Origin of the sequence: Providencia lanzhouensis, from assembly GCF_050469745.1 — a bacterium.
GTDB classification, from domain to species: domain Bacteria; phylum Pseudomonadota; class Gammaproteobacteria; order Enterobacterales; family Enterobacteriaceae; genus Providencia; species Providencia lanzhouensis.
Map to the genome: position 1 here is coordinate 3,249,335 of NZ_CP174123.1, position 19,020 is coordinate 3,268,354.

Sequence of the window (19,020 nt, forward strand, 5' to 3'; positions counted from 1 at the left end):
GATTTCCGAAGAAACCAAATTACCTATTAGTTCATATATATGAATTAACGTGTTAGTCACTCTTCAAGACTTAAAATCAAATATTTTTTGATAGTGTCCTGTGAGTGCCCACACAGATTGTCTGATAAATTGTTAAAGAGCGGTGCGACTTAATCTTTCGATTATCGACTTTAGGTCGTTGTCGCGAGGTGTCGTATACTACGTTTTTTATTTAGAAAGTCAAGCGATTATTTTCAACTATTTTCTTTCTTCACCTCTGTTATCACGGGGGCTTCGAGGTTTTCTTCGAGCCGGTTTGTCGTGACAACGGATGCGCATTATAGGGAGCTCGAAAAATCTCGCAAGTGTTTTTTTTAAAATAATTTCCAATTGCTGATTTATCACCCAAAATAGTTACTTTGTGATGCTTTTTAAGGCTTTTGGCAGGTCTGCAAGACTATTAATCACCAAATCTGCACTCGCAATAGCGTCATCTGTAACAGGTTCGCCACTTTTTACTAACACATTTGTACCCACAAGAGCCGCTTTACCCGCTTGCATATCTGCAAGTTTGTCGCCAACCATAATAGAAGAAGTCATATCAATGTTTAAAAATTGCTGGGCATCTAAAAGCATTCCCGGTTTTGGTTTGCGGCAATTACATTCTTGCTTATATTCTTCTACTGTTGCATCTGGGTGATGAGGACAGAAGTAGATACCATCTAAATCAACACCGCGGTCAGCTAGAGACCAATCCATCCACTCAGTCAGTGTCATAAACTGGTCTTCGGTATAAATACCACGACCGATACCAGATTGATTAGTCACGACAACTAATGCATATCCCATCTTTTTGAGTTCAATCATGGCTTCAATTGAGCCTTCGATGAATTCGAAGTCATCAATTTGATGTACATAACCATGGTCGATATTAATTGTGCCATCTCTATCTAGAAAGATTGCTGGAATGCCTTTGCTCACTGCTTTACTCCTCAAACTGAAATGGTTTTTAGTATCTCATGAAAAGAAATGAAATGAGAATAGAATAAATCCATCAAACTTTATTGACTTAGACGTCTAGACGCCTTAACATCCAATACAAGTTAGATACAGTATCTTGAATATAATTCGTCAGAGAATAGAAGATAGAATGATAAAGCTCTCAAATATTAATAAAGTGTTCCAGCAAGGAAACCGCAATATACAGGCGCTGACTGATATCAGCCTGCATGTTCCTGCTGGTCAAATATATGGTGTCATTGGTGCATCCGGCGCAGGTAAAAGTACCTTAATTCGTTGTGTGAATATGCTGGAGCGTCCAACATCAGGGCAAGTCATTGTTGATGGACAAGATTTAACGTCTCTGCCAGAGAAAGAAGTCACAAAAGCACGCCGTAGAATTGGCATGATCTTTCAGCACTTTAACTTATTATCTTCACGCACTGTGTTTGATAACGTGTCGTTGCCATTAGAATTAGACAACACACCGAAAGAGACCATTAAACAGCGCGTTGATGAATTATTAGAGTTAGTCGGTTTATCTGAAAAGAAAGATGCTTATCCAGCAAACCTTTCTGGTGGTCAAAAACAGCGTGTGGCTATTGCCCGTGCCTTAGCAAACTCACCAAAAGTATTACTGTGTGATGAAGCAACAAGTGCATTAGATCCAGCAACGACGCGCTCTATTTTAGAATTATTGAAAGATATCAACCGTCGCTTAGGTTTAACCATCTTATTGATCACCCATGAGATGGATGTCGTGAAACGCATTTGTGACCAAGTGGCAGTAATCAGTGGCGGTCAGCTTATTGAGCAAGATAAAGTGAGTGAAGTTTTCTCTCACCCTAAAACACCCGTTGCTCAAGCATTTATTAAGTCAACGTTAGTTATTGATATTCCTGATGACTATAAAGAACGTTTGCAGCCAGAGTCAGGTAAAGATCTCTCCCCGTTATTGAAACTGGAATTCACAGGGCAATCGGTGGATGCGCCATTAATCTCAATGGCTGTACGTAAATTTGATATCGATATTAATATCTTAAGCTCTCAGATTGATTATGCCGGTGGCGTTAAATTCGGTGTGATGCTGGCTGAATTACACGGCTTAGAAAATGGCATTGAGTCCACTATTACATTTTTGAAAGAGCACCATGTGAAAGTTGAGGTTTTAGGTTATGTCTGAGGGAATGATTTCACTGCTTATTTCAGGAACGATTGATACCATTATCATGACTTTCGTTTCTGCAATTTTAGGTTTTATTTTAGGTATCCCGACAGGCGTCCTACTTTATGTCACTCGTCGTGGGCAAGTCATGGAAAATACCGTTCTATATAGCGTTATTTCTGCTGTTGTGAACGTATTCCGCTCAATACCGTTTATTATTTTATTAGTCTGGATAAGCCCTTTTACCAAATTCATCGTGGGCTCTGCAATTGGTATCGAAGGGGCGATTGTTCCATTGACTGTTGGCGCAATTCCGTTTATTGCTCGCATGGTTGAAAACGCATTATTAGAAGTGCCGAATGGTTTAATTGAAGCATCACGCGCTATGGGTGCAACTCCGTTACAGATTATTCGCAAAGTATTACTGCCAGAATCTTTACCGGGGTTAATTAACGCAGCAACCATTACATTAATTATGTTAGTCGGTTATTCCGCAATGGGTGGTGCAGTGGGTTCCGGTGGATTAGGACAAATTGCAATGCAATATGGGTACTATACTTATAATCCATTAGTTATGAATACCGTTCTGGTTCTATTGATTGTCTTAGTATTCATCATTCAGTTTACGGGTGAATATCTAATGAAAAAAGTGTCGCATAAATAGTCCGTAATCTAGATAGTCAGAAACAATAGCAGCGCCAAAAAACGCTACACAGTAGTTAAGGTGCTATAAATAGTGTCTAAAGGGGTAAATTATGTCTATTAAGTTAAAATCAATTGCAGTAGTTGGCGCGCTGTTAGGAACATTAGCTCTCGCTGGCTGTGGTGAAAAACAAAAAGATCCAAATAGCATCAAAGTCGGTGTGATCATGGGCAAAGAGTTTGAAGTTGCTGAAGTTGCACAAAAAGTTGCTAAAGAAAAATATGGTCTGAATGTTGAATTAGTCTCTTTCAATGACTTCGTACTACCAAACGAAGCATTAAGCAAAGGTGATATTGATGCTAACGCATTCCAGCATAAACCTTATTTGGATCAGCAAATTAAAGACCGTAACTACAAATTAGTTCCTGTTGGAAATACCTTCATTTATCCAATTGCAGGATATTCTAAACAAATTAAATCCATTGATGAATTGGCTGACGGTTCACAAGTTGCACTGCCAAATGACCCAACTAACTTAGGTCGTTCATTACTGTTACTGCAAAAACAAGGTTTAATTAAATTAAAAGATGGCACAGGTTTAATGCCTACTGTGTTGGATGTTGTTGAGAATCCAAAAGGCTTAAAATTTGTTGAATTAGAAGCGCCACAGTTACCACGTGCTCTGGATGATCAAAAAATTGCATTGGCTATCATCAACACAACTTGGGCGAGCAGTGCAACACCAAAACTGACTCCAGCAAAAGATGGTCTGTTTGTTGAAGATAAAGATTCTCCATATGTGAACATTATTGTGGCTCGTGAAGATAATAAAGATAGCGAGAATGTGAAGAAGTTTATTCAAGCATATCAATCTAATGAAGTGGCAGAAAAGGCCAACGAAGTTTTCGATGGTGGAGCAGTTAAAGGCTGGTAAGCTTTTCTCTTAAAAAAAATGTGTATAAAATGCTAGGTGACTTTATGTCACCTAGTTTTTTTGTATCATACCGACAAGCATTAAACCGATTTGTTTCAAATAAATTAGCTTTAAACCGATTACATAATTAATGCGCTAGCGCAGATAATAAAAAGGTAATATTTATGAGATTGTTTTTGCTCGCCCTCGCTACATTTGTTTTAGCTGGGTGCGGAATTAATCAATACACCAGTCCAAGCATGAATAAAGGGTTTTCGAGCATGAAATTATCGAAACCTTTACCTGTCGAAACTGAAGAAGATGTCAGCGCAGAAAACATTAAATTAATGAACAGCCCTGAAGAATTATTAGGAATGCCATTTCGTGACTTAGGTATTGTATCTGGTGAGTCATGCAGAAAAAATGCAAAGAGTCCCCCGATTAACCTTGATTCAGCTAAAAACAGTATGTTGACGCAAGCCGCTTATATCGCTGCAGATGCAGTGTTATTACATCAGTGCCAAACCAAATCAGCACCGGGTTGTTACCAAGCAACGGTATGTGAAGGTAGCGCACTTAAAATTGTTGAATAATCAACTTATGCAATCTTTTCAATTTAATGTTATCGGGCATATCGAATCCCCTTATAAAGAAAAGTTTGCTATTCCTCGCCAGCCTGGGCTGGTTCAAAACGGCTTTGGGCGTTTGCATTTACATCCGCCATACAATGACCCCAATGCCGTTAGAGGATTAACTCAATTTAGCCATATTTGGGTGTTGTTTGTTTTTCACCAAACGATGGAAGGTGGCTGGAAATCGCTAGTACGCCCTCCCCGCTTAGGTGGTAACGATAAAATGGGTGTGTTTGCCACTCGTTCAACATTTCGACCAAACCCGATTGGGATGTCGTTAGTTGAATTAAAAGATGTGACTATCGAAAACAACCAAGTCATCCTTGAACTCGGTAGCCTAGATTTAGTTGATGGCACACCAGTGATAGATATCAAACCGTATCTACCTTTTGCTGAAGCTATCACAACCGCCAAAGCAGGTTATGCTCAAGAGGCACCCTCAGAAGATATGCAGGTTATATTTAGCACGCAAGCTCAGCTCGAATGTGATAAATACCAATCTCACTATCCTGGATTAGCGTCTTTTATTGAGCAAGTATTAAAGCAAGACCCACGTCCTGCCTATAAGAAACAATCCAATGAAGCCCGTGATTATGCGGTTCATTTATTAGATTTCAATGTGCGCTGGCGAGTGACTAATAATATCACTGAAGTGTTTGCCATCGAACGTAATGAAAAATCGCGTTAACCTCTTTTGACAAAGCATCGTCACTGGTAGACTAGCTGTTTATTCCGCTGCTTAGCAGCTTTAAATTATTGGGTAGGCATAAGCCCTACCATAATTTGTTGTTCTAATGGAACCTATACAATGCGTACTAGCAAATATCTGCTCTCAACTCTAAAAGAGACCCCTGCGGATGCAGAAGTTATCAGCCACAAGCTGATGCTGCGTGCAGGGATGATCCGTAAACTTGCTTCTGGTCTGTATGACTGGTTACCCACTGGCGTGCGTGTTCTGCGTAAAGTAGAAAACATCGTTCGTGAAGAAATGGAAAATGCAGGCGCTATCGAGGTATCTTTACCCGTCGTTCAACCTGCTGACTTATGGCAAGAAAGTGGACGTTGGGAACAATATGGCCCTGAGTTGCTGCGCTTTGTAGATCGTGGTGAACGTCCTTTTGTTTTAGGTCCAACCCACGAAGAAGTTATCACTGATTTAGTGCGTAACGAGATCACTTCATACAAACAATTACCATTGAATTTATTCCAAATTCAAACCAAATTCCGTGATGAAGTTCGTCCTCGCTTCGGCGTAATGCGTTCTCGTGAATTTATCATGAAAGATGCATACTCGTTCCACACAAGCCAAGAGTCATTGCAAGAAACTTACGATGCAATGTACCAAGCTTATAGCAAAATTTTCACCCGTATTGGCTTTGATTTCCGTGCAGTACAGGCAGACACCGGTTCTATCGGTGGTAACGCTTCTCACGAATTCCAAGTCTTAGCACAAAGCGGCGAAGATGATGTTGTCTTCTCCACTGAATCTGATTTTGCAGCCAATATCGAATTTGCTGAAGCGGTTGCGCCAAGTGTTCAACGTGCAGCGCCAAGCCAAGAGATGCATTTAGTTGATACACCAAATGCAAAAACGATTGCTGAATTAGTTGAACAGTTCAATCTGCCAATCGAGAAAACAGTTAAGACTCTGATTGTCCATGCCGAGAAAGACTCTGGTCATACTTTAGTTGCTCTGTTAATTCGTGGCGACCATGAACTTAATGAAATTAAAGCAGAAAAACACCCATTAGTCGCAAGCCCACTGCAATTTGCATCAGAAGAAGAGATCCGTAAAGCTGTTAACGCAGGTCCTGGCTCTTTAGGTCCTGTGAAAATGCCAATGCCAATCGTCATTGACCGCAGCGTTGCGGTGATGAGTGACTTTGGTGCAGGTGCTAATATTGATGGTAAACACTACTTTGGCATCAACTGGGAACGTGATCTCCCACTGCCGGAAGTTTACGACCTGCGTAATGTGGTAGCGGGTGACCCAAGTCCAGATGGTAAAGGTACCCTGTTAATCAAACGCGGTATCGAAGTGGGCCATATCTTCCAGTTAGGCACAAAATATTCTGAAGCAATGAAAGCCTCTGTGCAGAATGAAGAAGGTCATAACCAAATCGTGACAATGGGTTGCTATGGTATTGGTGTAACACGTATTGTTGCAGCTGCGATTGAGCAAAGCCACGATGAGCGCGGTATTGTATGGCCTGACGCTATCGCACCGTTCCACGTTGCTATCCTGCCAATGAACATGCATAAGTCTTATCGCGTTAAAGAAGTTGCTGAAAAACTGTATGCAGACCTGAAAGCACAAGGCATCGATGTTATTTTTGATGACCGTAAAGAGCGTCCGGGTGTGATGTTTGCCGATATGGAACTGATTGGTGTTCCGTACACTATCGTCATTGGTGATCGTAATTTAGATACTAACCAAGTTGAATATAAATCACGCCGCAGTGATGACAAACAACTAGTTGGTTTAGATAACGTAGTTAGCTTCCTAAAAGAAAAATTAGCTAAATAACCGTTACGTTAGCCTAAATAAAAAGCTCAGAGTTCAGTTTTACTGTCTCTGAGCTTTTTTATTACCACTAAGCCTTTTTACAATATAACCAAAACGAATTCAGGTTATTTGCAGGAGCGGGTTTTATCAAACTGAATATTCCCTGTAGGAATAAATGCAGAATCAAATTGACCGTCTTCCATTGATGGGCGAATTGAATAGAAACCATCCACTTCTAAATACACTGGCGTACCGCCATCCACATCGGTATCACTATAGGCTTTCTCTAGCTCAATACCTGACGTTGCATATTTACGCCCAGAACCACATTCAGTAAATACAGCGGCATCCGCCATATAACGATATTCGCCACGCTTTTTACTTGGAGTGACCTGTTTTAAGGTATGGTTCATTGAGCTCTCAATCGCCTTGCCTTCTAAATCTAGCAGTGTGATTGACTGGTTATCAGGAGATTGTGCAAAGTATGTACGTTCTGCTTTTGAGTTAGTTAATGTTAATACATTTTCCGTGCTAGACCAGTTCCCTGTTTCATGGAACATTTGGTTTCCTTCACGGGTTTCTAAATAAAGCAGTTGCTCAACATAGCTACCATCTGGATTAACTAATAGTGTTGCTTCAATTCCCGAACAATCCGCACAAGGAAGTACACCACTATAAACATGGTCTACAGGCGCAAAATTTGCTTCATTGACACTACTTTGACAGCCGGATAATGCCACAGCACCCGCTGAAATAAGAGCTAATAAAAGTACTTTCTTCATTATAATTCCCTTCAGATCATTCAATTATCACTGTTTCGCTTATTAAGACATCATAACATCTCAACCAATAAAAAAATAAGGTATGCAAAAGTTTACAATCGGATAAATAACCAGCTAAAGATATCAGTTTAGTGAATAAGAATTTTCCTTTTCCCTCGTCACTGATTATAGTTATTAAATTACTATGCTATTATCGAGCCAAGCACTTTTGATTTAGCTTTTTATTTCATCGGTAAATGCTTAGCCGATAATGCTTAGTCGATAAATGCTAGTGTTTTTAGATAATACAAACATGTTCAAGGCGGCAATAACCGCCACTAACACAGTGGTGAGGGAATATGTCTACAGATAATGAATATCAACCAATCAATTGTGATGATTACGAATATCTAGAAATCGCATGCCAGCGTCAATTAAAGCTGCAAATTAAGCTTAATGACGGCGAGAATATTGAAGGGCAAGCCAGTAATTTGCTCCTACGAAAAAAAATTGAGTACCTCGTCCTGATCACACAGGAAGGCACTAAGGAGCTACGACTGGATATTATCTCATCCTTCAGTCATCCTGAAATCGGCACTATCGTTGTCGACCACTCCCACTAATACTCGTTTTTCTGAGTTTCTTCTATGCCCCTTATGATAGTCACAGTCATAAGGGGTTTCTACTTTTTGGATAGTCTATGCAGCTTATTCGCAGGAAAACTCATTGGTATTTATCCAATGTTCGGAATTTTGCCAATCAATAGCAATCCCAACATTGTCTTCTCCCACAAATCCATCAGGAGTAATAAAACATCCCACGGCACAAATTAGTGTTTCGTTATAGTAAATCAGCGGGGTTCTTTCTCGCATCCATGGAGCAACACCCAATTCTTGCCAAATCTTTTTACTACTGCGTGAATGATGGCGACCAACAATATTTAGTGAGCCTTGCAATCCAAAGCGAATTGTCACTTTTTCCGTTTCTTGTGGTGGGCGGATCTGCCCTTCTCCATCCATCACAACCAGTGTTCCCAGTGATTCAGGTAAGAGATAAGCCTCTGGATAATTCCACTGATACTGTTTTCCCATCAGGCTATTAATGCGCTTAACCACCCACAGAGCCCCTTGATAACGGCGAATTTCCACATCACCCAAGCGACAGATAGGTTCTGCATCCTGCCGGGCAAGTGCCACTTCCTGCCAAATTCGTTCTAATTGATTAAATGGCGGCATAGCAAGTTGGTGAAGACCAATCCATCTGCGGATCAAGGCGTTACGCTTGGCTACTGAACAATGGATAAGCCCATCGATGTATAATCCACCGCGATAATCAATAATGTCATCAAGGGAATCTTGTAGCAGTTCATCCAGTAATGCTTCTTGTTCTGCGCATAATAATGCGCTTCGGGAAACTGCATTCGCAAAATGAGGCCAGCGTTCAGATAATCTTGGCATAATATTCAAACGCAAGAAGTTACGATCATATCGGTCATCTTGATTACTATCATCTTCAACCCAAGGAAGTTGATGTTCCGTTCGATAGTTTTCTAATTCATGGCGAGAAATAGAAAGCAAAGGACGTAATAGAACTGTTTTTCCACTTTTTGCTTGAAAAGAAAGTGATTCCGGCATCGCGGAAAGCCCTGCGGGGCCGCTTCCGCGTTTAAGTGCCAGCATAAAGGTTTCTGCTTGGTCATCAAGATGCTGAGCCGTCACCAAAATTTCATCTTCGAGTAGCTCATCACGATATGCCTGATAACGTTCAGTTCTTGCAGCCGCTTCAACACCAATCTGAGCGCTATCTACGGTTACATGCTGGCAAATAAACGGAATATCCCATTGTTGGCATAATGATGCACAATGAGTTTCCCATTTGTTCGCTTGAATATTTAAGCCATGATGAATATGAAAGGCACGGATTTGGAGTAGGGGATTTATACTATTTTTGATTTGGTAAAGGGCATGCAACAGTACGGTAGAATCAATGCCCCCACTGAATCCAACCAGTATTTTTTGAAATCCTTTTATTTTACTGTAAACGTGCTCAACAATACTTGCTGATTGCTCGGCCATTAATCTGCCCATCCCCATTATTTTTACGATTTTTTCTAGCACTGAAACATAATATACCGAACATAATCACAAGCAAAATCAGCATCAAAATTTAAGAGCGTTTGGACTAGAGTGAGATAAAAAGCAAAATATACTTTGTGAGAAAGAAAAACCCCGCCGAAGCGGGGAAGAAAAATTAACGTGACCACTACAATGAAACATCATCCCTTCAGTTCTATATCAGGCGATGTACCGCCTATCGTGTTTCCGTTTTCAAACTCAATGACGATATAAATAGAAATAGTGTCTCCAATACTGCTAACTGCATTAGTCCCAAACTTAATCGAACTGCCATCATCAGTTACTGGTGAATAAGTCCCAGTTTGACCACCAATATAATAACGCTTTGAGTGATGTAAATTACCCTTACCTTTACGGTATTCATTGGTGCTTATTGACTTAGGCTGACCATAACCAAGGTGCGCATAATCTATCTCCATATTATATCCATATCCGGAACGCATCCCTATTTGGTTACCATTAAATATTCCTATTTTCGATGACTCCAGTGTTTTCTTTATTGTGACTTTATTCGATTGAGCTTCCACCCCCGTATTCGGCGCACCACTTAGTGCGCGAGGAGTGACGTTAAAAGAAATGGTGCACCCTACATCGGCATCTTTTATGGTATAGGTTTTAGTCGTCGCCAGAATTTGTGTATTGCTGCTGCGGGAACAGAGCCACTTAAAGCTAGTACCACCGTTAGTTGAAGTATTCTCGAGGTCGCTCGAACCATCCGCATCGTGGTAGTCATACATTCCACTCAGCACCTGCCCTACCTCTGGTGTGCCATCAATTTTCACATCACGAGCCTCTGGTGCCAGCCCTTTAGTGGTAATGGTTGATGACGTAAACGTGGCGCCTATTGCAGGCTCAGTGATTTTCGGATCTGTCTGCGGTGTTACCACCACAGACAGCGTCTTTCCGTTACCATCGCCCGGTACCAGTGTATAGCTTCTTTGCGTAGCGCCTGAAATATCAACACCATCCAATTTCCACTGATACTTTGTGGCTTCCGTCGAGTCATTATCCATATCGGTAATGGTTGGGATAGCTGTTACCTTATCATTGACAGTAGGTTCAGTTTTATCAAATTTAACCTCACTGACTACGGGTTCATGCCCGATGACAGGCAGTGTTTTTGCAGCAACCTCGACCACAGAAGCAAACACGCCTTCTCCGATGACCAGCCCTGCAGTCAACGTTATCAAACGAATAAGAAAGTTAATTTTTGTCCTAACCGCCATTTCATGCATATCCTCTTCTGTTGTCGCAAAAACACCGCAACGGAATTATTCCGCTGCGGTTCATAATGATTATTTGTTAGAAACAACAACTTTAATTTTTCGTTTTTGCTCAGTACCCTTAACGGTGTACTCCTGCGCAGTTGCTGACGCGATATCTTCATATGTACCCGAATTCACAGACTTCTCAATCTGCCACTGGTAAGTCAGATTGCTATCACAGGTACCGTGACAGGTGACATCAGCCTTCAGCTTATCACCGACTAGTGGTCGAGCCCCCGATAGACCTGAGATGGTGACCGATTTCACAATGTTGCCACCCACGGTTGGGATCCCTTGACCGCCAGATACTGGGGTGTTATTGATATCGATGTAAGTTGCCGCTGCCACGGGTATACTCACTGATGGCTCAGTAATCGCAGAATCAGTATTTGTAACCGCTTTAACCGTGATAGTTTTCCCCAGCAATGCAGCTGTCAGTGTCAGCGAATCACCCGTCGTGCCTCTAATGGCATTATTACCGTCAAACCATTCATAGACAGTAGTTGTCTGCTTATCGCCATCCGCATCGCTGAAGTTAAAACCTGATGCCGTCAATTTATCTCCCTCTCCTAACACACCGTCACCATTAACGTCAGTCGCTTTAACAGAACCGGCTGACAGTACTGGTGCATGACCGATAACTGATTGCGTCTCAGAGGAGGTAATTGAGGCAGCGAGGGCTGACGTACTGACAGCCATGCTCAGAACTGCGCCAGTAATCAGAATAGATAATTGGCCTTGGCGGATCATTGGGATTGTTTGCTTATTGTTACTCATCAAATTGTTACCTTTTATTTTAAAAATACCCTATGGGTGTATTTATTGTGCTGTTACGCGCAACTTGCGCTTTTGCATATCTGCTGTAACGGTGTATGTCATGGCGGTAGCGCCGTTTATTGCTTGATACTGTCCTGACCCTTGAGTTGTCTCCACTTCCCACTGCCAAGCAGTCGGTAGAATGCAGTTAACTCGGCAATCAGGCGTTGCTGTCAGTACATCGCCAACCACTGGACTCCCTTTCATGGCAGTGCCGTTACGAAAGATTTGTATTCCCACTGGTGCAGCCATCACTTCTACCACCATCGGAGCCATACTGATCCCCTCTACCTGTGGATTAAAAGTGAGGGTCCCGGGAAGATTTCCGGCGGTTATTGCAGTGGTGTAAACTCCGGGTGCAGTTTCTTTCAATGCAGCCAACTTAACGCCACTTTGTGAAGATGGCAGGGATGGTCCGCCTTTGTGCGTCGTAAAAGTAAATGGCAGCTGAATAGCTGAAGCCAATCCCGTCATTGGTGCGTTTTGGTCATCTCGCACTGTCAAAGTCAATGTGTCAGACTCAGAAACATTCAGTGTGCCTGCACCTACCGTCAGGCTGGAGTGGCGGGTAGAAAGTCCTGCATCTACAATGACCTTTACATAGACCAGTTTTGACGCATTCCCCTTTCCATCCCATGCTCTCGCGCTCAAGGTATAAGTATTGGTAGAACCCGCTTGCCAAGCAGGTAAGCGCATCTGCCAAGCAGTCAAGTTTTTGCCAACAGACTGCGTTTTCCCACCTTTGGCTGAAAATTCTGTCAGCATTCCCCATTCCACGCGATCAGCACCGTATTTTGCTTTCAAAATCGCGTTCACTAACTGTAGGCTTGCACCACGACCGCGGATGACTTGCGGCAGAATGAGGCTGATAAGCTCTTGTTTTTGATACTCAAGTACGATGTGGTTATTACGCTCAACCAGTGCCATCCGGTTGCTCGGGAGTGTACGCAGGTTCGCCACCGCAGCGGATGTGATTTGTTCCTTCCATGGCACGCCGAATGAATAGTTAAGCTGCGCCTGAAGCTGAAGTTCATTCATTCCCTTTCCTTTGCGCCAATCAGCACCGAAAGTCACTAATGGGAAAGGCGTATAATTCACTCCCATCGTCATCGCTTTTGGCGCCTTACTGCGGCTATCTTTGCCTTTCAGTGCCACTTCATCGCCAAAATATTGTTCATATTTCAGCTTGCCGCCGAGCTGTGGATAAGACGGTAACCAGCCACTGGCGGCGATATCAAACCCGTTGGCAGGTCGTTCATCGTAGTCAGCAAAGTCCCGTGACTGATGCCAGCTATTGAGTCGCAGATAACCATTGGCAGATAAATGCAGGTAATCGGACCATAACTCTCCCCCAATACCCGCTCGACGATTATTACCGGTAACATCAATGTCGTAAAAAGTGTTTACTCCATACATCCATTGGTCACTGAATCGACGAACCCCAGCACCTAAGTTCAGGGTGGTACGATCATCAAGGTTTCGACCACCGAATTGGGCAAATACTAGCCAGTCAGGACTCTGATATAGAGGCAACAACATGTCAGCGGATACGGAGATCTGTGATAACTTATCTCCCGGCTGTACGCCAATCTGGGCTGTACCAAACTGATTCAGCCAACTTTCCACTGCGGATGAGGCCTCGCTAACTGCCATATTCTTGGCTTGTCTGGAAAGGTACGATTCGGCACTTTCTGTATTCATAGCCACAAAAAAGTTAGGGGCGGTACGAGACAACCAATTCTGTATCTGGCTATCCTGTTCGTCAGTCAACCTGTTTCCAGTCGTATTTTTGTCTGCTGTCTTTACAGAGTGTGTACTCGAAATATCAATTTCATCTTCTGTAAGTAGGTTTTCAAAAGCACTATGAGATGTACGCGTTTGATTTAGTTTTTTTCGTTCCTCCTTACTCGTCAATCCGGTAGCAAATACTGAGCCGACTGGCATGATGGATGCGGGTAGTAAAATGGAAAGTAATAAACGCATCCGAAATGATTTGATGCTGTAGCGGTTAATACCAAAAAACATTGTTCTATCCTTTATGCTTTCCTTTAAGGTGTTTTTTCATAATGGGTATATTTCCATTGTTAATAGCAGACGAATAAATACTGGTCATCTAAATTAAACAGTGTAGTTACCCTGTGATTTAAATAACGAAAGAAGCACCATAATCATTATTGCTATTTTGTTTCGGGATAGAATTTATATGTCTAGATTAATAATAAAAACGGATTTATTGGGATTAAATATGAAGTAACAAAGAGTAAAGTTAATTAAGGAACGATAATTTATTACCTACTGGGATAGATTACACTGGTTTGTTCCATCAAACTGAGCGTTACTGGTGATATGCGCTGGTAGCATACCCTCGCGACTTACGCATGAAAGCTCTTACTGGCGTATTCAGATAACGTTTTCTTTGTGGAATATTTTGGAATGAAAGATTTATCACGACGGATATTTATATTATTAGAATATTAAATTAATAAAATTAAATGAATAACGTTAAAAATAGAAGTGAGGGAAATATTTTGAATATTGAAGTTTAAAAATCAAATAAGCGAGGTATTAAAAAACATTCTATTTTTTAATACTGATTTTTGAATATAGCACTTTGGATAATTAAGGTTATGAACATTGATTAATAAAAATGAAAACTAAAGTATGAGCCATAAAAAACGGGAGCTGGCTAAACCGACTCCCGTTTCAAAATAGGCTGGATTACACTTAATAGGTTAGCTAATTAGCAGTAACCATATCCCATCAGACGTTGATAACGACGATTTTTCAATGCTTCTTCATCCAGAGTTTCTAACTCATTCAAGTCTTGCGTGATTTGTGCTTTCAGAGATTCCGCAATTTCATCGTAATTACGATGAGCGCCGCCCAGAGGTTCAGGGATCACGCTATCAATCAGCTTCAGCTCTTTTAAGCGAGGTGCTGTAATGCCCATTGCGTCAGCCGCTAATGGTGCTTTATCAGCACTTTTCCACAGAATAGATGCACAACCTTCTGGTGAGATAACGGAATAAGTGCTGTATTGCAGCATATTCACTTTATCACCCACACCAATCGCTAATGCGCCACCTGAACCGCCTTCACCGATCACGGTACAGATCACCGGAACGGATAAGCGAGACATTTCACGTAAGTTACGCGCAATCGCTTCGGATTGACCGCGCTCTTCTGCACCAACACCCGGATATGCACCCGGTGTATCGATAAACGTAATAATTGGCAGGTTAAAACGCTCAGCCATTTCCATCAGACGCAGTGCTTTACGGTAGCCTTCTGGTGCTGGCATACCAAAGTTGCGGCGAATTTTCTCTTTCGTTTCACGACCTTTTTGATGACCAATAACCATCACAGGGCGCCCATCTAAACGAGCTAAACCACCAATAATCGCTTTGTCATCGGCATACGCACGATCACCCGCTAATTCTTGGTAATCTGTAAAAATGCGAGAAATGTAATCCAAAGAGTATGGACGACGTGGGTGACGAGCGAGTTTAGCAATTTGCCAAGCCCCCAGATCAGAGAAAATCTTACGTGTCAGTTCAACACTTTTTTCACGTAAACGAGCAACCTCTTCATCCAGGTTGACTTCTAAGTTGTTATCTTGACGGCTAACTGCAGTTAGGGAATCGATTTTCGCCTCTAATTCAGCAATCGGCTGTTCAAAATCAAGAAAGTCCAGACTCATAATATTCCTATTTTAGTCAAATTCTAATTCTACCTGCTCACTACCCAGCAGAGTTCGAAGGTCGTTCAGAAGGGGATCCACGGGTGTTACACGCCAAACAACGCCAAACTTAAGCTTAGCTCTGGCATCATCCTTCTGATAATACAAGTGAACCGGTATCGTGCCTGAACGGTGAGGTTCAAGCGCATTACGAAGCCGATTCAGTAATTGATCGTTAATCTGTTTATCGGACAGTGAAATTGCAAGGCCGCGCGCATACTTTTCCCTTGCTTCTCCGATATCCATCAATTCGCGCACTGTCATTTTATTACCACCATTGAAATCATCAAAGCTGACCTGACCGGTGGCAATTAAAATATTGTCTTTTTCCAACATATGTTGGTATTTATCCAGCGCATCTGAAAATAACATAATATCCAGACGACCGGAACGATCATCGAGCGTGCAAATCCCAATTCGGTTTCCACGTTTGGTTGTGATCACTTTGGCAGAGAGCACTAAACCTACCACAGTTGTCACTTGACCACGAGGGGTTGGGTTCACATCTTTCAATCTCAAACCATTTGTATAACGCTCTATCTCACTTAAGTATCGCGTTATTGGGTGGCCTGTCAAATAGAGACCCAAAGTTTCGCGCTCACCTTCTAGCACGACTTGCTCAGGCCACTTCGGCACACTCGCGTAAGAACTTTCAACCTGCTCAGGGGCTTCAGCAAGCACTCCAAACATATCCCCTTGCCCGATAGCTTCTGCTTTCGCATGCTGATCCGCCGCTTTTAATGCGTCTTCAAGGGATGACATCAGTGCCGCTCGGTGAGGACCTAAATGATCGAATGCCCCTGCCATGATCAGCTTTTCCATCACACGGCGGTTAATCTTTTTAATATCCACTCGAGCACACAGATCGAAAATTTCTTTAAAGATCCCGCCTTGTTGGCGAGCTTCAATAATCGCTTCGATTGGGCCTTCACCAACGCCTTTAATTGCGCCGATGCCGTAAACTATCTCACCTTCATCATTCACATGGAAGTGATATAACCCACTATTGATATCTGGTGGCAATACTTTCAAGCCCATACGCCAACATTCATCTACCAGCCCGACTACTTTTTCCGTGTTATCCATATCCGCAGTCATTACTGCAGCCATAAATTCAGACGGATAGTGGGCTTTTAGCCATAGTGTTTGGTACGAGACCAGCGCGTAGGCTGCGGAGTGTGATTTGTTAAATCCATAACCGGCGAATTTTTCCACCAAGTCAAAGATTTTCATCGACAACTCACCATCTACCCCGTTTTTGATGGAACCTTCCTCAAAAACGGAGCGCTGTTTTGCCATTTCTTCAGGTTTCTTTTTACCCATCGCACGACGCAACATATCCGCGCCACCGAGGGTATAACCGGCTAAAACCTGAGCAATCTGCATAACCTGTTCTTGGTATAGGATAATACCATAAGTTGGCTCTAGAACAGGTTTTAATGATTCGTGCTGCCAATTTACATCAGGATATGAGATCTCTTCACGACCATGTTTACGGTCGATAAAGTTATCTACCATCCCCGATTGCAGCGGACCTGGGCGGAATAACGCCACCAGAGCGATCATATCTTCAAAACAGTCAGGTTGCAGGCGTTTAATCAGATCCTTCATTCCTCGGGATTCTAATTGGAATACCGCCGTGGTTTCCGAACGCTGCAACATGTCGAAGCTTTTCTTATCCTGTAAAGGAATAGCTGCAATATCAATCGGCTCTAAATTTTTCTTGGCTCGACGGGCATTGATCATCTCCAATGCCCAGTTAATAATGGTCAGCGTACGCAGACCAAGGAAGTCGAATTTTACCAAGCCAGCATATTCGACATCGTTTTTATCGAATTGTGTAACGGGGTTATTACCTTCAGCATCGCAATAGAGCGGTGCAAAATCCGTAATTTTAGTTGGTGCAATAACTACCCCACCGGCGTGCTTACCGGCGTTACGTGTTACCCCTTCAAGCTTACGCGCCATATCGATTAGCGCTTTAACCTCTTCATCTGCCTCATAAATTTCAGGCAGCTGCGGTTCTGCTTCAAAAGCTTTTTCAAGGGTCATTCCCGGGTCAGGGGGAACCAGTTTAGAAATTCGGTCAACGAAACCATAAGGGTGCCCCAGTACGCGTCCCACGTCACGAATAACGGCTTTTGCTGCCATCGTACCAAAGGTAATGATCTGGGATACCGCGTCCCGACCATACATTTGAGCAACGTGATCAATAACTTGGTCACGTTTTTCCATGCAGAAGTCAACGTCGAAGTCTGGCATTGAAACCCGCTCAGGGTTCAAGAAACGCTCAAACAGCAGGTCAAGTTCAAGTGGGTCTAAGTCAGTGATTTTTAGTGCATAAGCCACTAAAGAGCCCGCACCTGAGCCTCGCCCTGGACCAACAGGAACACCGTTATCTTTCGACCACTGGATAAACTCCATTACGATCAAGAAGTAGCCAGGGAATCCCATTTGGTTGATAACGTTGAGTTCGATTTCTAAACGTTCATCATATTCAGGGCGTCTTTCTGCTCGGACTTTTTCATCTGGGAATAGGAATTTGAGGCGCTCTTCCAGACCTTCTTTTGAACGCATGACCAGAAAGTCTTCCGTTTCCATATCCCCTGTCGGGAATTTCGGTAGAAAATATTCACCAAGACGAATAGTGACGTTACAGCGCTTAGCAATCTCTACACTATTTTCTAATGCTTCAGGGATGTCGGCAAACAGCTCGCACATCTCTTCTTCAGTACGTAAGTATTGCTGAGGACTATAATTTTTTGGACGCTTCGGATCGGCTAACGTGAATCCATCATGAATAGCGACACGAATTTCATGGGCATCAAAATCGCTGCTTTCAATGAAACAGACATCGTTGGTAGCCACTACAGGCAGACCACGCTGAGTTGCTAATTCGACAGCAGCATGTAGGTAGCTCTCTTCATCAGGTCGCCCAGTACGAATAAGCTCAAGATAGTAAGCATCAGGAAAGTGGGTTTGGTAGAACGCTAAACTTTCATCCACTAGTGCTTGGTTACCGCGGAGTAAAAACTGCCCCACATCCCCTTTTCGACCGCCTGATAGCAGGAGCAAACCCTCTTTATGTTTGACGAGCCAGTCACGATGAATCGTGGGACCAATTGCGCCATAACCTTTTTGGTAAGCTTCGGAGATGAGTAAGGTGAGGTTTTGATAGCCTTCGTTGTTGCGAGCCAGAACCGTTAAGTGAGCAACCTCATCACCAAGTTGCTCACTTTCCATATAAAAATCAGCCCCAATGATCGGCTTGATACCTGCACCATGAGCCGCACCATAAAACTTCACTAACCCACAAAGGTTAGTAAAATCCGTGATGGCAAATGCAGGCATGCCCATGGCGGCGACTTTTTTCACTAATGGAGCGGTTTTCGCCAGCCCATCAATCATGGAGTAGTCACTGTGAACACGTAGATGAATAAAACGAGGAGAAGCCATTAACTTTATAC

Annotated in this window: 15 protein-coding genes; 7 read left to right on the plus strand and 8 right to left on the minus strand. The window is 42.6% G+C overall.

The window, feature by feature from the left end; genetic code table 11:
• Nucleotides 1-393 precede the first annotated feature (393 nt).
• On the minus strand, nucleotides 394-960 hold the full coding sequence (gene gmhB / locus ACIH2S_RS15280; RefSeq protein WP_036956395.1) for a D-glycero-beta-D-manno-heptose 1,7-bisphosphate 7-phosphatase: 567 nt from the start codon (nucleotides 958-960) through the stop codon (nucleotides 394-396).
• Nucleotides 961-1,129: 169 nt separating this feature from the next.
• Here gmhB and metN point away from each other — a divergent pair, with 169 nt between their 5' ends.
• The 6 genes from metN (at nucleotide 1,130) to proS (ending at nucleotide 6,858) form a co-directional block, all read left to right on the plus strand.
• On the plus strand, nucleotides 1,130-2,161 hold the full coding sequence (gene metN / locus ACIH2S_RS15285; RefSeq protein WP_036956393.1) for a methionine ABC transporter ATP-binding protein MetN: 1,032 nt from the start codon (nucleotides 1,130-1,132) through the stop codon (nucleotides 2,159-2,161).
• Complete coding sequence (gene metI / locus ACIH2S_RS15290; RefSeq protein WP_036968878.1) at nucleotides 2,154-2,807, plus strand: methionine ABC transporter permease MetI; 654 nt, start codon at nucleotides 2,154-2,156, stop codon at nucleotides 2,805-2,807. Before metN ends, metI begins: the two co-directional genes overlap by 8 nt.
• Nucleotides 2,808-2,898: 91 nt before the next feature.
• Nucleotides 2,899-3,720 carry a MetQ/NlpA family lipoprotein gene (locus ACIH2S_RS15295; protein WP_036956390.1) on the plus strand — a complete coding sequence of 274 codons (822 nt, stop codon included), beginning with the start codon at nucleotides 2,899-2,901 and terminating at the stop codon, nucleotides 3,718-3,720.
• A gap of 260 nt (nucleotides 3,721-3,980) precedes the next feature.
• Entirely contained in the window at nucleotides 3,981-4,292 is a 312-nt protein-coding gene (gene rcsF, locus ACIH2S_RS15300) for an Rcs stress response system protein RcsF (RefSeq protein ID WP_230082465.1), read from the plus strand.
• Nucleotides 4,293-4,299: 7 nt separating this feature from the next.
• Complete coding sequence (gene tsaA / locus ACIH2S_RS15305) at nucleotides 4,300-5,019, plus strand: tRNA (N6-threonylcarbamoyladenosine(37)-N6)-methyltransferase TrmO (RefSeq protein WP_036956386.1); 720 nt, start codon at nucleotides 4,300-4,302, stop codon at nucleotides 5,017-5,019.
• 120 nt (nucleotides 5,020-5,139) lie between these two features.
• Nucleotides 5,140-6,858, plus strand: a complete 1,719-nt coding sequence (proS, locus tag ACIH2S_RS15310; protein WP_036956385.1) for a proline--tRNA ligase — start codon at nucleotides 5,140-5,142, stop codon at nucleotides 6,856-6,858.
• Nucleotides 6,859-6,962: 104 nt separating this feature from the next.
• Here the strand turns inward: proS and ACIH2S_RS15315 are convergent, their stop codons facing one another.
• Nucleotides 6,963-7,619 (minus strand): copper resistance protein NlpE N-terminal domain-containing protein, encoded by a 657-nt coding sequence (locus ACIH2S_RS15315; protein ID WP_036956383.1) that lies wholly within the window; start codon nucleotides 7,617-7,619, stop codon nucleotides 6,963-6,965.
• 338 nt (nucleotides 7,620-7,957) lie between these two features.
• On the opposite strand from ACIH2S_RS15315, the gene rof reads away from it, so the two are divergent.
• Nucleotides 7,958-8,221, plus strand: coding sequence for a Rho-binding antiterminator (gene rof, locus ACIH2S_RS15320; protein WP_349488015.1), 264 nt, complete (start codon nucleotides 7,958-7,960; stop codon nucleotides 8,219-8,221).
• Between the two features lie 84 nt (nucleotides 8,222-8,305).
• Here the strand turns inward: rof and tilS are convergent, their stop codons facing one another.
• The 6 genes from tilS to dnaE form a co-directional block, all read right to left on the minus strand.
• Entirely contained in the window at nucleotides 8,306-9,673 is a 1,368-nt protein-coding gene (gene tilS / locus ACIH2S_RS15325; protein WP_272535067.1) for a tRNA lysidine(34) synthetase TilS, read from the minus strand.
• Nucleotides 9,674-9,873: 200 nt separating this feature from the next.
• Entirely contained in the window at nucleotides 9,874-10,959 is a 1,086-nt protein-coding gene (locus ACIH2S_RS15330) for a hypothetical protein (protein ID WP_108478506.1), read from the minus strand.
• A gap of 69 nt (nucleotides 10,960-11,028) precedes the next feature.
• Nucleotides 11,029-11,775: a ZirU family protein gene (locus ACIH2S_RS15335; RefSeq protein WP_349488016.1), complete on the minus strand. Its 747-nt coding sequence runs from the start codon at nucleotides 11,773-11,775 to the stop codon at nucleotides 11,029-11,031.
• 42 nt (nucleotides 11,776-11,817) lie between these two features.
• Nucleotides 11,818-13,839, minus strand: coding sequence for an inverse autotransporter beta domain-containing protein (locus ACIH2S_RS15340; protein ID WP_430247676.1), 2,022 nt, complete (start codon nucleotides 13,837-13,839; stop codon nucleotides 11,818-11,820).
• Between the two features lie 715 nt (nucleotides 13,840-14,554).
• Nucleotides 14,555-15,514 carry an acetyl-CoA carboxylase carboxyl transferase subunit alpha gene (gene accA, locus ACIH2S_RS15345; protein ID WP_036956378.1) on the minus strand — a complete coding sequence of 320 codons (960 nt, stop codon included), beginning with the start codon at nucleotides 15,512-15,514 and terminating at the stop codon, nucleotides 14,555-14,557.
• A 12-nt stretch (nucleotides 15,515-15,526) separates the two neighbouring features.
• Nucleotides 15,527-19,009: a DNA polymerase III subunit alpha gene (dnaE, locus tag ACIH2S_RS15350; protein WP_430247677.1), complete on the minus strand. Its 3,483-nt coding sequence runs from the start codon at nucleotides 19,007-19,009 to the stop codon at nucleotides 15,527-15,529.
• Between the last annotated feature and the right edge of the window lie 11 nt (nucleotides 19,010-19,020).